The organism is Propionimicrobium sp. BV2F7, assembly GCF_000510445.1.
In the GTDB taxonomy this organism is placed as follows: Bacteria; Actinomycetota; Actinomycetes; order Propionibacteriales; family Propionibacteriaceae; genus Propionimicrobium; species Propionimicrobium lymphophilum.
This window is the reverse complement of record NZ_AZIS01000003.1, coordinates 1-15,894: the sequence shown is the minus strand read 5'-3', so window position 1 is coordinate 15,894 and position 15,894 is coordinate 1. Positions and strand designations below refer to the sequence as shown.

The 15,894-nt window shown below is 55.6% G+C and carries 19 protein-coding genes and 2 tRNA genes; 8 read left to right on the top strand and 13 right to left on the bottom strand.

The window, feature by feature from the left end:
- The first annotated feature begins 43 nt into the window (after positions 1-43).
- Complete coding sequence (locus HMPREF1255_RS01095) at positions 44-1,330, top strand: Mur ligase family protein (RefSeq protein ID WP_016456390.1); 1,287 nt, start codon at positions 44-46, stop codon at positions 1,328-1,330.
- On the top strand, positions 1,327-2,070 hold the full coding sequence (locus tag HMPREF1255_RS01090; RefSeq protein WP_016456391.1) for a type 1 glutamine amidotransferase: 744 nt from the start codon (positions 1,327-1,329) through the stop codon (positions 2,068-2,070). The genes HMPREF1255_RS01095 and HMPREF1255_RS01090 overlap by 4 nt, the downstream gene beginning before the upstream one ends.
- On the opposite strand, the gene HMPREF1255_RS01085 is transcribed toward HMPREF1255_RS01090, so the two are convergent.
- The 4 genes from HMPREF1255_RS01085 to HMPREF1255_RS01070 form a co-directional block, all read right to left on the bottom strand.
- On the bottom strand, positions 2,067-2,909 hold the full coding sequence (locus HMPREF1255_RS01085) for a PQ-loop domain-containing transporter (protein ID WP_016456392.1): 843 nt from the start codon (positions 2,907-2,909) through the stop codon (positions 2,067-2,069). The two genes, HMPREF1255_RS01090 and HMPREF1255_RS01085, sit on opposite strands and share 4 nt — an antisense overlap.
- 90 nt (positions 2,910-2,999) lie before the next feature.
- Entirely contained in the window at positions 3,000-3,785 is a 786-nt protein-coding gene (locus tag HMPREF1255_RS01080) for a glucosamine-6-phosphate deaminase (RefSeq protein WP_016456393.1), read from the bottom strand.
- 69 nt (positions 3,786-3,854) lie between these two features.
- Positions 3,855-3,927 (bottom strand) — tRNA-Lys (locus tag HMPREF1255_RS01075).
- Between the two features lie 68 nt (positions 3,928-3,995).
- Positions 3,996-4,316 carry a DUF3618 domain-containing protein gene (locus tag HMPREF1255_RS01070; RefSeq protein ID WP_016456448.1) on the bottom strand — a complete coding sequence of 107 codons (321 nt, stop codon included), beginning with the start codon at positions 4,314-4,316 and terminating at the stop codon, positions 3,996-3,998.
- Between the two features lie 82 nt (positions 4,317-4,398).
- Between HMPREF1255_RS01070 and bcp the strand changes: the two genes are divergently transcribed.
- The 5 genes from bcp to HMPREF1255_RS01040 all read left to right on the top strand — a co-directional run bounded on the left by bcp (position 4,399) and on the right by HMPREF1255_RS01040 (position 7,627).
- Positions 4,399-4,890 (top strand): thioredoxin-dependent thiol peroxidase, encoded by a 492-nt coding sequence (bcp, locus tag HMPREF1255_RS01065; protein WP_016456449.1) that lies wholly within the window; start codon positions 4,399-4,401, stop codon positions 4,888-4,890.
- A gap of 13 nt (positions 4,891-4,903) precedes the next feature.
- A tRNA-Leu gene (locus HMPREF1255_RS01060) sits at positions 4,904-4,985 on the top strand.
- Between the two features lie 32 nt (positions 4,986-5,017).
- Positions 5,018-5,800, top strand: a complete 783-nt coding sequence (locus HMPREF1255_RS01055; protein ID WP_016456450.1) for an amidohydrolase family protein — start codon at positions 5,018-5,020, stop codon at positions 5,798-5,800.
- 406 nt (positions 5,801-6,206) lie between these two features.
- A complete protein-coding gene (ybaK, locus tag HMPREF1255_RS01045; RefSeq protein ID WP_016456451.1) occupies positions 6,207-6,722 on the top strand; it encodes a Cys-tRNA(Pro) deacylase in 516 nt (171 codons plus the stop codon).
- A gap of 17 nt (positions 6,723-6,739) precedes the next feature.
- Positions 6,740-7,627 carry an alpha/beta hydrolase fold domain-containing protein gene (locus tag HMPREF1255_RS01040; RefSeq protein ID WP_016456452.1) on the top strand — a complete coding sequence of 296 codons (888 nt, stop codon included), beginning with the start codon at positions 6,740-6,742 and terminating at the stop codon, positions 7,625-7,627.
- Here the strand turns inward: HMPREF1255_RS01040 and HMPREF1255_RS01035 are convergent.
- Genes HMPREF1255_RS01035 through clpS form a run of 9 tightly spaced genes read right to left on the bottom strand, consistent with a single transcriptional unit; the run spans position 7,624 to position 14,424 of the window.
- On the bottom strand, positions 7,624-8,958 hold the full coding sequence (locus HMPREF1255_RS01035; protein ID WP_016456453.1) for a DNA polymerase IV: 1,335 nt from the start codon (positions 8,956-8,958) through the stop codon (positions 7,624-7,626). The genes HMPREF1255_RS01040 and HMPREF1255_RS01035 overlap by 4 nt on opposite strands.
- A complete protein-coding gene (locus tag HMPREF1255_RS01030; protein WP_016456454.1) occupies positions 8,948-9,436 on the bottom strand; it encodes a dihydrofolate reductase in 489 nt (162 codons plus the stop codon). The genes HMPREF1255_RS01035 and HMPREF1255_RS01030 overlap by 11 nt, the downstream gene beginning before the upstream one ends.
- On the bottom strand, positions 9,433-10,401 hold the full coding sequence (locus HMPREF1255_RS01025; protein ID WP_024110695.1) for a zinc-binding dehydrogenase: 969 nt from the start codon (positions 10,399-10,401) through the stop codon (positions 9,433-9,435). Before HMPREF1255_RS01025 ends, HMPREF1255_RS01030 begins: the two co-directional genes overlap by 4 nt.
- Before the next feature lie 11 nt (positions 10,402-10,412).
- Positions 10,413-11,225 (bottom strand): thymidylate synthase, encoded by an 813-nt coding sequence (locus HMPREF1255_RS01020; protein WP_024110971.1) that lies wholly within the window; start codon positions 11,223-11,225, stop codon positions 10,413-10,415.
- A gap of 19 nt (positions 11,226-11,244) precedes the next feature.
- Positions 11,245-11,877 carry an RdgB/HAM1 family non-canonical purine NTP pyrophosphatase gene (gene rdgB, locus HMPREF1255_RS01015; protein ID WP_024110925.1) on the bottom strand — a complete coding sequence of 211 codons (633 nt, stop codon included), beginning with the start codon at positions 11,875-11,877 and terminating at the stop codon, positions 11,245-11,247.
- Positions 11,874-12,593 carry a ribonuclease PH gene (gene rph, locus HMPREF1255_RS01010; protein ID WP_016456458.1) on the bottom strand — a complete coding sequence of 240 codons (720 nt, stop codon included), beginning with the start codon at positions 12,591-12,593 and terminating at the stop codon, positions 11,874-11,876. Before rph ends, rdgB begins: the two co-directional genes overlap by 4 nt.
- A 39-nt stretch (positions 12,594-12,632) precedes the next feature.
- Complete coding sequence (gene murI, locus HMPREF1255_RS01005; protein WP_016456459.1) at positions 12,633-13,478, bottom strand: glutamate racemase; 846 nt, start codon at positions 13,476-13,478, stop codon at positions 12,633-12,635.
- A gap of 5 nt (positions 13,479-13,483) precedes the next feature.
- On the bottom strand, positions 13,484-14,122 hold the full coding sequence (locus HMPREF1255_RS09295) for a DUF2017 family protein (RefSeq protein ID WP_024110647.1): 639 nt from the start codon (positions 14,120-14,122) through the stop codon (positions 13,484-13,486).
- The gene (gene clpS, locus HMPREF1255_RS00995) at positions 14,122-14,424 is read right to left on the bottom strand and encodes an ATP-dependent Clp protease adapter ClpS (protein ID WP_024110604.1); all 303 of its coding nucleotides are present in this window, start codon (positions 14,422-14,424) and stop codon (positions 14,122-14,124) included. Before clpS ends, HMPREF1255_RS09295 begins: the two co-directional genes overlap by 1 nt.
- Positions 14,425-14,503: 79 nt before the next feature.
- Here clpS and HMPREF1255_RS00990 point away from each other — a divergent pair, with 79 nt between their 5' ends.
- The gene (locus HMPREF1255_RS00990; RefSeq protein ID WP_028821623.1) at positions 14,504-15,859 is read left to right on the top strand and encodes a nicotinate phosphoribosyltransferase; all 1,356 of its coding nucleotides are present in this window, start codon (positions 14,504-14,506) and stop codon (positions 15,857-15,859) included.
- The last annotated feature ends 35 nt before the right edge of the window (positions 15,860-15,894 follow it).

Genomic DNA, 15,894 nt, shown 5'->3' with positions numbered 1-15,894 from the left:
TGACGTTTGATCAATTACTGGTTTGACGTGCGATAATTATCGGGTGAGTGCATTGCAAAACTGCTTTAACAAGGCACGTCGAAAAATTGCCTTCGCTGCCGGAGATCTGGCCGCCTGGGCTTCGAAGGCAACCGGCAGAGGCACAGGAGCGAGTATCCGAGGCGCTGTATTAAGCAAAATCGCCCCGAACCTTTTCGACGACCTACTCAAAGACAAGCGTATTGCCGTCGTCACTGGCACCAACGGCAAAACGACAACGACGCACCTTCTTGCTGCAGCAATGCGCGCGAAGTTTCCAAACGTCGCGACCAACTCGGATGGCGCGAACCTTAAACACGGAATCGTCTCCGCGCTTTCGCAAAACTCGAAAGCCCCGATCGCCGTCTTGGAGGTAGACGAACAGGTGGTGCCGTACGTTCTGGAATCCAAGAACGTCGAAACCCTCGTGATGCTGAACATCAGCCGCGACCAGCTAGACCGCCACCACGAGATCAACTCGATCGGTAAGCGCTGGCGCGACAAGCTGATCGAACTCGGAGAAGACTCCCCCATAGTTATCGCCAACGTCCACGACCCTCTAGTCGTTTGGTCTGCCAAGGCGGCACCAAAACAAGTTTGGGTTGACATGGGGTTGAGCTGGGAGACCGACTCGACGCTGTGCCCCGAATGCGGTTCGATTCTCGAGTACATGAAAGTCGCCGAGGGTAAACCTAACCGCTGGGCTTGCCCAGAATGCGGGCTCAGCCAGCCTGAGGCAGACGTTATTGTCGACGGCGAAAACGTGATTTTCAAAGATGGTCGAAGCGTTGAGCTAAATCTTTCGGTTCCGGGCCGTTTCAATCGTGGTAACGCGGCCTGCGCGCTGGCATCCTGCAGCATATTCGGCGTCGATTTAGCAGATGCCAGCCGCGAGATGACCAAGGTGGTCTCTCCTGCCGGTAGGTTCTCAGTCGGCGCCTTCGATTACGAGACCCACACCACTAAGGCAAGGCTGGCCCTAGCGAAGAACCCTGCGGCATGGGCGGAAAACATGCTCATCATGAAATCCGATCCAGTCATTTTGGTCATCGATTCGGCGATCGCGGACGGCGCTGACGTCAGCTGGCTATGGGACGTAGATTTCGAGCCGCTACGCGGAAAGCGCGTGATAGTCTCCGGCCCACGCTGCGCAGACCTGGCTGTGCGTCTCAGCTACGCCGAGATAGACCACGAAATAATTCCGGGAGCCAAAGATGCGCTAGAGGGTCCTTTCGAGACCACGGTAGACGTGTTAGCCACCTATTCTGCTTTCCTACAGCTATGCCACCTGGGCGGAGTTGATGTTTCATGAGCCACAAAATCGTAGTTGTTTACCAATCCCTGCTGGGCATTTACGGCGACCAAGGCAACGCGCAGGTTCTGACCAAGCGCCTGCAGTGGAGAAGCATAGACGCCGAGCTGGTCGTGGTTGAACCTGGTCAGGAAGTGCCCACGGACGGATTGATTTATCTGCTTGGCGGCGGCGAGGACCGGGCACAATCTGCTGCGGTCGCAGAGCTTAAAGCAGATGGTGGCATATTCCGCGCGCTAGACGCTGGCGGCATCCTTTTTGCGGTCTGCGCCGGTTATCAGATTTGCGGAAAGACTTATACTGTCGGAGGCCGCGACGAAGTCAAAAAAGGGCTGGGCTTGCTGGACGTGGAGACCCGCAGGGGCCCGCAGCGGGCAGTCGGAGAGATTCTGACGAGCTGGCAGGCGCCCGATGGCGCTTCCCACCTGATCACTGGCTTCGAGAACCACGCTGGCTACACGAGTCTCGGCTCAGACGCCGAACCCGTCGCCAAAGTCGAGATTGGCATTGGTAACGGCGACGGATTCGATGGCGCACAGCAAGGGCGAGTAATCGGCGTCTACCCGCATGGGCCGATTCTTCCACGCAACCCGCGATTTGCGGACTACCTGCTAGAGAAAGCTCTAGGCCACGAACTCCCGGCTCTGGATCATCCTGTAACCGCGGAACACAAGATGCTTCGGGAGCGCAGAATTCACGTGGTGAAGACCACTAAAGACAGGGCCAAACAGACCCGCTAGTGAATCGCGGGAATCTGCGTCGTCTCTGAGGAATAATCCTCTGGGGCGTGGACGACGAACTTCGGTTGACGCTGCTTCACAGGCTTAGGGACTGGCTCTTCTTCGCCCTCTTCTGGCGAATGAACTGCCAACATGCTCATTGTGCGTTCGCCTGGGTTTATTGCCGTAATGGCCTCGGTTGCCTCGTCGATCTTGACCGCAACCATCCTGGCTGTGTTGGCGACGCTAACCACGACGATCTTGAACCTTTCAGGCTGCCAGCCGAACATTCTCGCCACATAGCAAGACAAAGCCGTGGCTAGGAGGACGAGTTGGCTGCCCGAACTAAAAGTAACTGCGGAATCGCGAGCCATGACAGCCCAGCCAAGCCATGCCGACTGGATCAGGCTGCCGAATATTAAGTACCCAGGCGAAACGCCGCGAAGGCTGTGCTCGGCGACGATCGAGTAAATCATCGCCAACAGACTGACCGACTGCGGAATCATCACCGCCAGTCCGAAAGCAAGCGGCCCGAGCAAGACGTCTACCGCGATGAGGATAGATGACAAAGCTAGAGAAACCAGCATCACACGCATAATGCCTAGGCTGCGCTTGCTCTTGATGAAGAAGAGGATTGCCGCATTGCAAAGACCGATCAGCAAAGAATTGATCGCAATGTTGGCCGATGCGGCAAGGACTGCGTGGGTTACCCAGGCTATAGAGCAACCGACAGCGAGCTGCCAGGCAACCAGCGAGAGGCCAGCCACGCTCTTAGCGCGCACGACCTTCAGCAGCTGAGGCGCACTAAACCCCGCACCTATGATTGCGACGGCCCAACCATAGATTTCGAGTACACCCATTTGATCTCCGAGTGAACGTTACCGACTGGACAATCTCATCGTCGCTCTAGAAAGAGAACGAACAAAATTAGAAGCTGGAAGTTGCACCGACTAGTCGATGTGCTTGAGCATCTGCCAGCGAGTGGTGTAAAGCTCCGCAAGCTCCAGATCGGCCGCTGCAGCCTCATCTACGAGCACGATGGCGCTCGGGTGGAGCTGGAGGACGGTCGAAGGCCATTTGGCGCTGACGGGGCCCTCTACGAGCTGCGAAACGGCCTCGCGCTTGGACTCGCCAAAAGCCAACAGCAGCAGGTTCTTGGCCGACATGATCGTTTTCAAGCCCTGCGTGATGCAGGTTTTCGGAACCTGGTCGGAATCGGCCTCGAAGAACCGGGAATTATCGGCCAGGGTCTGGCTCGCGAGAACCTCGTGGTGCGTCTGGGAGTTTAACGAACCGCCAGGTTCGTTAAAACCGATGTGGCCGTCGGCGCCGATGCCCAGAATCTGTAGATCGACTCCTCCCGAAGCCTTAATTGCAGCCTCGAAGTTGATGGCCGCCACGTCGGGGTCTGGGTGAGAAACGTTAGGGGTGTGCAGGTTTTCGTTGGTAAGGCCAGTCTTGTCATCGCCAACAAGTTCCTGCTTCAAAACGTTGCGATACAGCTGCGGGTGATCAATATCCATGCCGACGTATTCGTCGAGAGCAAAGGCCAGGGAATTGTGCAGCGAGAACTCTCCCCTAGCGTGCGCATCGCGCAAGTGAGCGTAGAGCTTCAACGGAGTCGAGCCCGTCGCAAGGCCAAGAGTTGACGCGGGCTTGCGGCTAAAGAAATCGACAATTATGTTCGCGCCTTCTTTTGAAGCCTCATCTGCGGTCTTGAAAATCCCTACTCTCACCGGTTTCCCCTTTTTTAAGTCATTAAATCAAAAGACCCCGGCAGTTTTTGCTACCGGGGTCTCACATCGTACACCGCCTGGGACTCGAACCCAGAACCCATTGATTAAGAGTCAATTGCTCTGCCAGTTGAGCTAGCGGTGCGCGCGGGAAGTAACTATAGCGTGCCTTTTTTCAGATGCAAAATCGAGGGTTTTGCAACGGTTGCTCAGCTACTTCCACAGGCGTGAAACTGCCGACAAAGCGCCCAGACCAGCAGCCAAACCACCGGCGGATAACAGGACAGTACCGACGTTGTTCCACTTAACGCCCAGATCGTCCACAAAGAAATCCTTGACTCCGCTCGCAGCATCACTAACGGTTTTCTTAGCCGCAATCTTGGAATCTTCGGCGGACTGCTTTACCGACTCTTTGACGTTTTCTTTGACAGCCTTCGGATTTACCTGAGAAGCAAGATCCTCAATTCCACCCATCAGGTTTGCTCTGGTCGCAGCAATCCTCGCGCGGATCTGTTCGGTGTTGTCATCAGCCACGATCTTCCTCCAAGTATCTAGCGGGACGACGTCTAGCTTAATTGCTTTTTAAGCCTACCCGTAACTAGCTAAACTATCTGGCATGACTGACCTCAAAGTTGGCGACACCGCCCCACAGTTTTCGCTTGAAGCCCACGACGGGAGCATCATCAAGCTATCCGACTACAAAAGCCGCAAGGTTATCGTCTATTTCTACCCCGCTGCCATGACGCCGGGATGCACGGTCGAGGCGGTCGATTTCAGCAATGCAAAGAGCCAATTCGACGGGGCAGGTGTGGACGTCATCGGGATCTCCCCGGACACCAAAGACAAGCTGACCCGCTTCATCACTAGAGACAACCTGGACGTCACGCTTCTCGCAGATCCCGAAAAGGAAACGATCAAAGCCTACGGCGCATGGGGCGTCCGGAAGATCTACGGCAAAGAGGTGACTGGCGTTATTCGCAGCACGTTCGTCGTAGAAGTTGACGATAAAGGCGTTGGAACGATCGTTGAGGTACAAAGAAACGTGCGCGCCAAAGGCCACGTATCAAGAATTGGCGCAGCTTTGGGTTTGAAGCTAAATTTGCCCTAAGCTAGTCAAACGCACCGGAGTGGTGGAATTGGTAGACACGCAGGATTTAGGTTCCTGTGCTTAAAAGCGTGAGGGTTCGAGTCCCTTCTCCGGTACCCCTGAAGGTTCCTTCATCCAAGGATCACTCATGATTTGTTCCGGCGAGGTTTACGACGGTGAAGGAAATATCGTCGGCCGAGGACTCCACTTAGAAAACGGCCGCATAGTTTGCATTTACCAGGCCAAAATTTCTGCTGCCCAATCCGACTACAGCGGCCGATACATCGTGCCAGGTTTTGTAGACACTCATTGCCATGGCGGCGCAGGTTTTTCTTTTTCAGACAACTACGAGCCAGACCAAATTGCGGCTGCTATTCGGGTACACCGCCTTAACGGGACAACCGCGCTCATTGCCTCGCTTGTTTCTTTGCCAGACCCGATGCCTCAAATTCAGGCCTTACTGCCCTTCTGCGAAAGCGGAGAGCTGGCCGGAATCCACCTAGAGGGCCCATATGTGAATCCGGAAAAATGCGGTGCTCAAAATCCTCACGCACTGCGGAACCCAGACCTCACAGAACTGCGAATTTGGCTTCATGAGGCGAAGGGCTGGATCAAAACCATGACTCTAGCTCCGGAACTTCCCGGAGCCGCTGATGCCGCAAGGTTGCTCATAAAGTACGGCGCACGCCCATCCTGGGGGCACACGAACGACACGGGAGCTGCCACCAGGGCCGCGTTGACGCAAATTTCCGATTTAGCCGATTCAAAGATCCTCCAGACCGTGACGCATCTTTTCAACGCGATGCCCCCGTTGACGCACAGAGCCCCGGGGCCGGTACGCGAGCGAATTCATTCGAGCGGCAAAGCTTGGCTACAGCTGGCTGGAAATTATCGGAGACGGCGTCCACGTCGACTTAGATTTAGTTGGTGACGTGTTGGAATACGTCGATAACGCTTATCTGGTCACAGACTCGGCCGCAGTAACCGGAAGCGAGCAGGGAGAACATCTACTTGGTGGATTACCCGTCGAACTGAGGGATGGCGGATGCTACCTCACCAGAACCGAAACCCTTGCAGGCGGCGCAAGTACCATTGCGGATCAATTCCGAGGATTATCCGAAATTGATTTTTCGAGATTAATCAGGGCGTGCGTTTCAGTTCCAGCCAATGCGTGTGGAAGTCAAAACGATATTGGGGTCACATTTGATTTTTCGATTAGTTCTTCTCCGAACTTTCTAATTCTCGACGACGAGCGCAATATTTTACACGTGTTTAGAGATGGCCAGTTAGTCAGGTAATCAGCAAAGTGTATTTCACCCCCGGGATATATTTGAGGTATGTCGAAGAAAAATTCCAAAGGAACGCCGGCAACAATCGCGCTTGAAAAAGCAGGCATAAAGTTCGACATCCTCAGCTACGAGCACGACAGCGACCAAACTCACTACGGCGAAGAGACATGCAAGAAGTTGGGGTTAGACCCAAGATCAGTATTAAAAACCCTGATCGTAGATCTAAACCCAAACGGCAAGCAGAAATTAGCAGTCGCAGTAGTTCCTGTTGCCGGCATGTTGGACCTAAAATCTGTCGCTAAAAATTTCGGCGTCAAAAAGGCCGAAATGGCTAATCCGAAAGACGCCGAAAGATCTAGCGGATATGTAACCGGAGGCATCTCCCCACTAGGGCAAAGAGCTAAATTACCGACCCTCATCGACGCTTCGGTAGAAAACCTAGAAAAAGTATATTGCTCCGGAGGCAAAAGAGGTTTTTCTCTAGTCCTAGACCCTAAAGATTTGGCAAGCGCAACTAATGCAAAATTCGCTCAACTTGGCCGAGATAATTATTTTCATAACTGAAAAGTTGAGGAGGTGAAATGAGTGGTTATCTGCAACACTATCTAGTTGATTCGGCGGATATTCCAGAACGAACAACCTGGGACGTAACCAGCCTCCGAGAGGCGGGTGAAATGCGCATGAACTCCGAAGGATTTTGCCCTAAGATAGCGGTGCAAAACCTCAGCATCAAAGCTGCTGACCACAATCTTGTCCTCAAAATTTTGACTCCAATCGGGATACCAGCAGACGCCCCGCTAATCATCGCCCCGCACGGCAGAGGATACGTTTCTGGCCTTGCCCAGCAAGACGACGACAGAATTGCACGATTAGCGTTAGAACAAAACTGCCATATCATCTCCCCCGAATATCGCAGGGCACCAGAAAATCCTTATCCCTATGGCAGGGACGACTGTTCAGCCACGATCAAGTGGGCGTTAGAAGCTCAAAAAGGCAGCCCTATCTTCGGCTTCGGCGACACTGCGGAAGCCAGAATCTTCTGGGGCGGCCTCATAAAGCATCTGAGGGATGGCGGCGAACCCATCTCGGGGTTCATCTGCCTGGAACCATTCGTCGATCCGTCGCTGAATGCAGAATCAATGCTGACAGACAAAGACGGTTCGGTGTGGACAAGGCAGGCTGCGTTCCATGCGTGGCAGGCTTACTTGGACGACGCCGATCCGAAAAAGGTCTTCCCACCCATCGAAGACCTTGACAACATCGAATTGCCACCGTCGTTTTTCGTCGTCAACCCCGTAGACCCGCTGAGCGACGAGGGCGTCCGGTTCGCAATGGACATGGTTGAAGTCGGGGCGAAAGTAGAGTTTCACATGTATGAGGGCACATTCCGCGGCTCTCTCGGAGAGCCAGGGCCGGTTTGGGACGAGCTTAATAAAGACATCGCAAAGTTCATCGCCAAATATTCCTAATCTTCGTCCCTTTGCCAGCGCATGGGCAAAATCGCGGGACGAGTCATCAACGGGTCATCCTTCAAGATTGTCCGGACTCTTCCGGGGCCGGTCCTTCGGGTCTCGAACCGAACCCCGATCGACTTTCGGCTGGTGGCCAGAATCCATCCCCGACCGAATTCTTCGTGCTCTATTTCTGTTCCGATTCGCCAACCATCCGTGCTGAATCTTCTGAGCCTGCCCTCGGAAACGAAAGTGTGTTCTGCCGGCTCGCTTTCCTCGATCCAGAAAAGCTCCTCTTGAGCAGCCTCGGTAAAATTGGAAACGCCGATGCCCAGGAGCCGAATCCCCTGCTCTATCTCTATGCCATCCAAAAGCCCCTTAGCGATCAGCGCGATCCGCTCGCAGTTATCGGTGGCTCCGGCGATGGTTCTTGAACGCGTGTAAGTGGTGAAGTCCGCGAGGCGAGCTTTCAGCGTAATTGTTTTTGCGAAAAGTCCCGCTTTGAGCAGCCTCTTGGAAACATCCGCGGCATCGCGATCAACGAATCCGTCTAGTTCTGCTCTATCGGTTACGTCGACCTCGAAGGTGTCTTCCGTCGAGATCGACTTCGCGGCCCTAACCGAAACGACCGGGCGATCATCCCTACCGAAAGCTAGCTGCTTCAAGCTGTGTCCAGCGGCTTCTCCCAAAGCGCGTACGAGCTCTTTTTCGGATGCCTTCTGCAGATCCTCAACAGTCTCAATACCCAACCGATTCAGTTTTATGGTTGTGGCGGGACCGACGCCGGGAATCGCCTGCACTTTCATCTCCGAGAGAACATCAATTTCGGTTCCCACCGGCCAGACCTTGTAGCCGTTCGGCTTGGCAGCCTCGCTGCCCAATTTTGCCATCAGCTTGCTGGTGCCGATCCCGACCGAAGCGGTTAATCCCTCAGTGCGGATAAATAGCTGGGCGCGCAGCCTCCTGGCAAGCAGTTCTAGATCCTCAGGATTTCGGCAATCTATTCCTCCCGCGGCTAGATCTACGAAAGCCTCGTCGATGCTGAGGGGCTCGATGATCGGAGAAAGCTCTCTGAGTAGATCCATCACGATTCGACTGGACTGTTTATAAGCCTGTCTGCGTCCAGCGAGAAAAACCGCATCCGGGGCAAGCCTTCTTGCCTCCGATGCAGACATCGCCGAATGTACACCTAGCTTGCGCGCTTCGTAGCTAGCAGTCGCTACCACACCCCTCGTACCGACACCGCCGACGATAACCGCTTCGCCTCTAAGCGAGGGCTTATCCCGCTGCTCGACAGCCGCGAAAAACGCGTCCATGTCGAGGTGAAGGATCGATGCCTTAGAGCGCACGTCTATATGTTACGAAATCGAATTCGCTTCTGGGTTCTCTGGAGACTTCCTGCCATTGTACGCCGAGCTCGGGGAAAGTTACGGTGCCCTCTGCGTCTTTAGGCACCTCTGTCAGGTCGATTTCGTCTAGGTAATCCATAGCAGCCCGATAAATCTGTCCCCCGCCTAGGACGTAAGCGACATCTGCGCGTTTGCTAGCCTCTCCAATGGCCTCTTCCAGGCTGGAAACCGCAATTGCCCTTGGCGTTCCCTTTTTGTCTAGGGGAAAGTCTAGTTTCTCAGGCGTTCTAGTAATTACTATGCTGAAGCGCCCAGGCAGCAAACCCATCGAATCAAATGTTTTGCGTCCCATGATCAGCGGGTGCCCCATGGTGACGCGCTTGAATCTGGCGAAATCCTCGGAGAACTTGAATGGTTGATCGACTCCGTCGCCAATCACTCCGTTTGCAGCGACGATAGCTATTGCTATCAGTTTCACGGCTTGACCACGATCTTTCCGTAGAAGTCTCCGCTTGCTAGCTTCTCCAAAGCCTTGTCAGCTTGCTCGAGCGGGAAGGTGCTGTCGATAACAGGCTCGATGCCCTTCGCAGCCATGAACTTCAGCATGTCTTCCAACTGTTCCTTGGTGCCGAAAGTGGAACCGATCACCTGAAGCTGACGGAAGAAAATTTTCGTCAGCTCAGCCCGCTCGGGAGCATCTCCAGTAGTGGCCCCACAGACGATGATCTGTCCTCCCGGACGCAATATATTCACCGAGTGAGACCAGGTAGCTGCTCCCACGTTGTCTATGACGACGTCGGCTTTCTCGGGGAGCCTCGCGCCTGGCTCGAAAGCTTCTTCGGCGCCCAGATCTATCGCCCTGACACGCTTTTTTTCGCTGCGGCTGATCGCCCAAACGCGAAGCCCTGCGGCGCTTGCCAATTGGATCGTAGCGGTAGCGACTCCACCGCCTGCACCCTGGACGACAACCAACTGGCCAGGCACCAGATTGGCCTTACCGAAAAGCATCGCGTAGGCGGTCAGGTACGCTGTGCCGACGCTAGCTGCAACTTCCCAAGACATGCCCTCTGGCTTTGCGACGAGGTTCTGCTTCGGCACAGATATGTATTCTGCGAGCCCGCCATCGTACTTCTCGGAAAGCAGCGTGCGACGTGGATCTAGCGTCTCGTCGCCTCTCCACCCTTCTGAAGCGATCAGACCGTGAACGATGACCTCATTACCGTCTTCGTCCACCCCCGCGGCGTCGGTGCCCAGAATCATCGGACATTGTTTTTCGCTGAGGCCTATCCCGCGAAGAGAGAACAGGTCGTGATGGTTGACGGAGGCCGCCTTGACCTTAACCTTCGACCAGCCCAGTTTCGCTTCTGGTTCGGGGCGCTGTCCAACGGTCAGCGCGGAGATCGGATCGTCATTGTTTACGGTGTGTGCGAAAGCAGCGAGCATAATTTTTCCTTTTATACCGCGATCGGCGCCTTGATGGGCGGGTGCGGATCGTAGTTTTCAACCTTGATGTCCTCGAGCTCGAAGGCATCGATCGCCTTCACGTCAGGATTCAGCCAAAGGCTCGGTAGGCTTCTCGGCTGCCTGGAAAGCTGCTCGCGGACCTGATCGAAGTGGTTCAGATAGATATGGGCGTCGCCGAAAGTGTGGACGAAGTCTCCCACCTCGAGATTGCAGACCTGAGCGACCATGTGAGTGAGTAGCGCGTAGCTGGCGATGTTGAACGGCACGCCGAGGAAAAGATCCGCGGAGCGCTGATAAAGCTGGCAGCTCAGCTTGCCCTTCTGACCGTCTTGGCCGGGAGCCACGTAGAACTGGAAGAGCGTGTGGCACGGCGGAAGCGCCATGTCCTCCACTTCGGCGACGTTCCACGCTGAAACTATGTGGCGCCTCGAGTCTGGATTGTTCTTGATCGAATCGATCACCTTGGCGATCTGATCGATGTGTTCGCCGCTAGGTGTGGGCCAGGATCTCCACTGGTATCCATAGACGTGGCCCAGATCGCCATTCTCGTCTGCCCACTCATCCCAGATGTGGATGTTGTGATCGTGCAACCATTTAATGTTCGTGTCGCCGTGCAGGAACCAGATGAGTTCACCGAAGACTCCCCTAGTGAAGACCTTCTTGGTGGTCAACAGCGGAAAGCCATCGGAAAGATCGAAACGCATTTGATAGCCGAAAACGCTCTTCGTTCCTGTGCCTGTGCGGTCGGTTTTTACCACGCCGTTATCCATGACGTGGCGCAACAGATCAAGATACTGCTTCATTGGTTCTCCTTTTCTGGGCTCAGGCCTTCGGTTTTTGGTCCAGCCCGAGCATCTGCGCCAAGACCGGAAGAATCTGGCGAAGAGCCTTGTCCCTGTGGCTTATTGCGTCCTTGTCCTTGCTGGACATCTGAGCGGTGGTCAGGTTGCCTTCCTGCTCGTCCGCGATGAAGATGGGATCGTAGCCGAATCCGTTCTCCCCGAGTTCTTCAAAAGTTAGCCTACCCGGCATTTCTCCTCGCACGGTTTTCTTGCGGCCATCGGGCATGACGATTGCTACTACAGAGACGAACTGGGCAGTCCTCTTCTCAGCCTCGACGTCGTCGATCTGGGCCAGCACCAAATCCAGATTCGCCTGGTCGTTGTGCCCGGGCCCAGCCCACCTGCTAGAGCGCACACCGGGCATTCCACCCAAGGCATCCACGCACAGCCCGGAATCGTCGGCGATGCTCGGTAGTCCGGTTCTGCGGGCCCCCTCCGCAGCCTTTATGAGCGCATTGCCCTCGAAAGTCCACTCGGTCTCTGCGGGTTCAGGGTACTCCGGGACGTCGTGCAGGCTAACGATTTCGATGTCCAGGCCGGCTTCCTCGACGATTCTACGCAGCTCGACGAGCTTCTTGTCGTTGTGAGTAGCCAGCAAAACCTTGCTTGTCACGAAAGCACCTCGCGCTGCATGACGGAAAGCTCGCTGCAGCCCTTCTCGCCCAGTGCGAGCAGCTCATTTAGCTGTTCGCGGTCGAAGGGGTCGGCTTCCGCGGTTCCCTGGATCTCCACGAACCTACCATCGTCAGTGCAAACGATGTTCATGTCGACGTCCGCCACGGAATCCTCAACATATGCGAGGTCCAACATCGGGGTGCCGTCTACGATCCCGACGGAGATCGCGGAGACAGATCCCGTTAGTGGATCACCGGCAAGCATCTTGCGCTCGCGCATCCACTCAACCGCATCGTGCAAAGCGATGTAAGCGCCCGTAATGGATGCCGTCCTGGTGCCACCATCTGCCTGCAACACGTCGGCATCGATAGTTATGGTGTTCTCGCCTAGAGCTTTGTAGTCGATCACGGCGCGCAACGAGCGGCCGATTAGGCGACTGATCTCGTGGGTGCGACCACCGATCTTGCCTTTGCGAGACTCGCGGGAGTTACGGGTGTTTGTTGCCCTTGGCAGCATTTCGTACTCGCTGGTTACCCAGCCCAAGCCGCTACCCTTCCTCCAGCGCGGCACCCCGGCCTCAACAGATGCAGCGACTAGCACTCGAGTTGCACCAAATTCCACCAGCACAGAACCCTCTGCATGGTCCAGCCAGTTACGGGTAAATTTCACTTTGCGCAGTTCATCAAACGCGCGACCATCTTCTCGCTTATCCACCCTTCTAGAGTAGCCTTCGCGAAAAGGAATTTTCGAGGCCTAAAGTTCGGCCTTCTCAACTCGACTCACAAAGTCGCCGACTAGTCGCGATCCCAAACCGGCGAATTTGCTTGGGTCCCCCGTAGTGAAGAAACGATGCTCTGCGCTCCTATCGGGTTCTGCATCGCGCAATCCCTCAAGCTTGGTCAAAATTGCGAAAGCCGAGCGAGCGCACTCGTCAGAGCTTGAGACCAGCGCGACCTCTTCGCCCATCACATAGCTGATCGCTCCAGAAAGCAGTGGATAGTGAGTGCAGCCCAGGATAAGCGTGTCGACATTCTTTTCCTTCAGCGGCTGCAGGTACTCGCGAGTGACCTCCAATACCTCATCGCCGCTGGTAATGCCTTCTTCGACGAATTCCACGAAACGCGGGCAAGGCTTGGAGTATAGCCTGACGTTGGACGCTGCTAGTGCATCGAAATAGGCCCCGGATTTGTCGGTCGCGGTAGTCGATATGACTCCAACGCGCCCGTTCCTGGTGATTTTTGCCGCCCTTCTGGCAGCGGGAATGATTACGTCGACAACCGGGACGCTATAACGCTCGCGGATGTCCCTGAGCGCGGCAGAAGACGCGGAGTTGCATGCCACGACCAGCGCCTTAACGCCTTGATCCATCAACCAATCGAGGCCCTCGAGGGCAAACTTCCGCACCTCCGCGATTGTTCGGGGCCCGTACGGCGCTCGAGCCGTGTCCCCGAGATAGATGATGTCCTCATGCGGCAACAGATCGGTGACTGCTCTTGAGACGGTCAACCCGCCGAACCCAGAATCGAAAATACCGATTGGCAGCCGGGAATCTATCTTTCCGACCGCCGGGAGAAGACCTGTTGAAAGCTCGCTGGACATAGTTCCTATTCACAAACCGCTAGCAGGGATTCCTGGACGAACCCCAACCATTCATAAATAGAATAGGCGAAAGATCGCGGATCATCTTGACCGATTTCCGCAAGAGCCTCTGCGTCCGTGCTGGTGCTGATGCCCAGCCGCACTGCCAAAGCTAGGCGCATGCTGGTCAGAGTCTTCAACCAATATCCGAGGTGCTCGCCCGGCACCGAACAGACCCCATCATCGGAGCAGTTATCGGCCAGGTCGGAGAGCATCGCGCGTAGCCCCGCCACCTTGTCTTCAAAAATGCTAGGCGCGCTGAAACGCTGGAAATCAAAATTGGCCTCCTCATCGTCGAGGTAGGCGGGTGGAAAAAGCCGCTTTATCACCGGATCCGCATGGGAAAAATACGTCGGATCGTTGAGCTGCATGCTCGAGGTGAATTGCCGATCTAACTCTGCGAGGATTGCGTCTTCACCTTCGCAGCAAGAGTTATTAGAGCCAGCATCGCAGCAACAATCACCTAATTGCTGACCTGGCTGCAGGAAGCAGGAATCATCGGTGATTAACCCCAAGAGCTGGCACAGCAGGCTTCGCAGAATCTCTATTTCTTCCGGCTCGAAGCGGCAAACCGTCGCCTCGCCCACCCGTTCGAATGCGTGCATCAAGCACCCCGATCCAATGTTGCCCAAAGGCCGTATTGGTGCATCGCTTGCACGTCGCGTTCCATGGCTTCGCGGACGCCGCTGCTGACTGCCGCCTTGCCCTCCATGTGAACCTGCATCATCAATGTCTCGGCCTTCGCATGGTCGTAGCCGAAGTAGGTGCTGAAAACGTGAGCCACGTAACTCATGAGGTTTATCGGGTCGTCCCAGACCACGGTCACCCAAGGTTTATCGGCGAGCAGAGTCGACTCGGCATTCGGGCGCACCGACGTCGCGCCGATTGATAACTGCTCGTTAGTCATACCTCTATTCTTATAGCCCTGGTCAAAATCTGGACTCGCCTTGGCTAAAAGCCGCCAGTTCGCAAGTAAAATCGCATTCATGGCATCAACAGCACTGCTGACAGACATGTACGAGCTGACCATGATCAACGCAGCTATGAAGGCCGGTATGGCGGATCTGCGTTGCACCTTCGAGTTATTCCCCCGCAGGCTCCCATCCGGACGTAGCTACGGCGTTGTGGCAGGAGTTGGTCGCGCTCTCGAGGCGCTAGAGAAGTTCAGGTTTGGCCCGGAAGAAATAAAGTTCCTGCGCGAGAAGTCGATCGTCGATGACGAAACTGCCGACTGGCTGGCCAACTTCAAGTTCAGCGGCGACATCACAGGCTACCCAGAGGGAGAGCTCTTCTTCAGTGGTTCCCCCGTGGTCACCGTTGAAGGTGGCTTCGCCGAGTGCGTGATTTTGGAGACTTTGCTGCTTTCTATCTACAACTTCGACTCAGCAGTCGCCTCGGCAGCATCCCGCATGACACTGGCGGCCGAGGGCCGTCCTATCATCGAAATGGGCGGCCGCCGCACCCACGAATGGGCAGCCGTTGCGGCAGGACGCGCGGCCTGGGTCGCCGGTTTCGGATCGAGCTCCGACCTAGAGGCTGGCCGTAGCTGGGACATTCCGGTGAGCGGAACAGCAGCACATTCCTTCACGCTCCTTTTCGACGACGAAGAAGAGGCCTTCAAGGCACAGTTGGAGACCATGGGCGCTCACACCACACTGCTAGTGGACACCTATGACGTGGACGAGGCGATCAAGACCGCAGTAAAACTTACCAACGGCAAATTGGGCGGCATCCGGATCGATTCGGGCGACCTGCACACGGAAGTTAAGCGAGTGCGCAAGCTGCTAGATTCGCTCGGCGCGACCGATACCAGAATCATCGTCACGAACGATTTGGACGAGTACCAAATCGCGGCGCTGCGAGGCGCTCCCGTAGACGGCTTCGGGGTCGGCACATCGGTGGTAACCGGCTCCGGGCACCCAACTTGCGGAATGGTCTACAAGCTGGTCGCTAGGGCCAGCTCGGCTGATCCTGACGGCCCTCAAAAGCCAGTGCACAAGAAGTCCAAGAACAAGAACACCATCGGTGGGCGAAAGTACGCAGTCCGTCAGATTGACGAAAACGGTCGTGCAGAGGCCGAGGTCATCGGGGTCACGGTGGCACCAAGGGCAGACTGCAACGACAGAAACCTGACCGTCGATCTGGTTCGCGGCGGGGAGATCGTCGGCAAAGAGCCTCTTTCGCTGGCACGCAAGCGCCACGAAAAGGCCAGGGCCGAGCTTCCTGAAAAGGCATGGAAGATTAGCCGCGCGGAACAGGCCATCCCGACAGTCATCATCGATGAGGACCGCCAGGTCAGGGATAACCCCTACCTGGCGGGAAAGCAGCCCGATAACCTGTAAATAAAAAAAATAGCGCGGGTTGACCCGCGCTATTT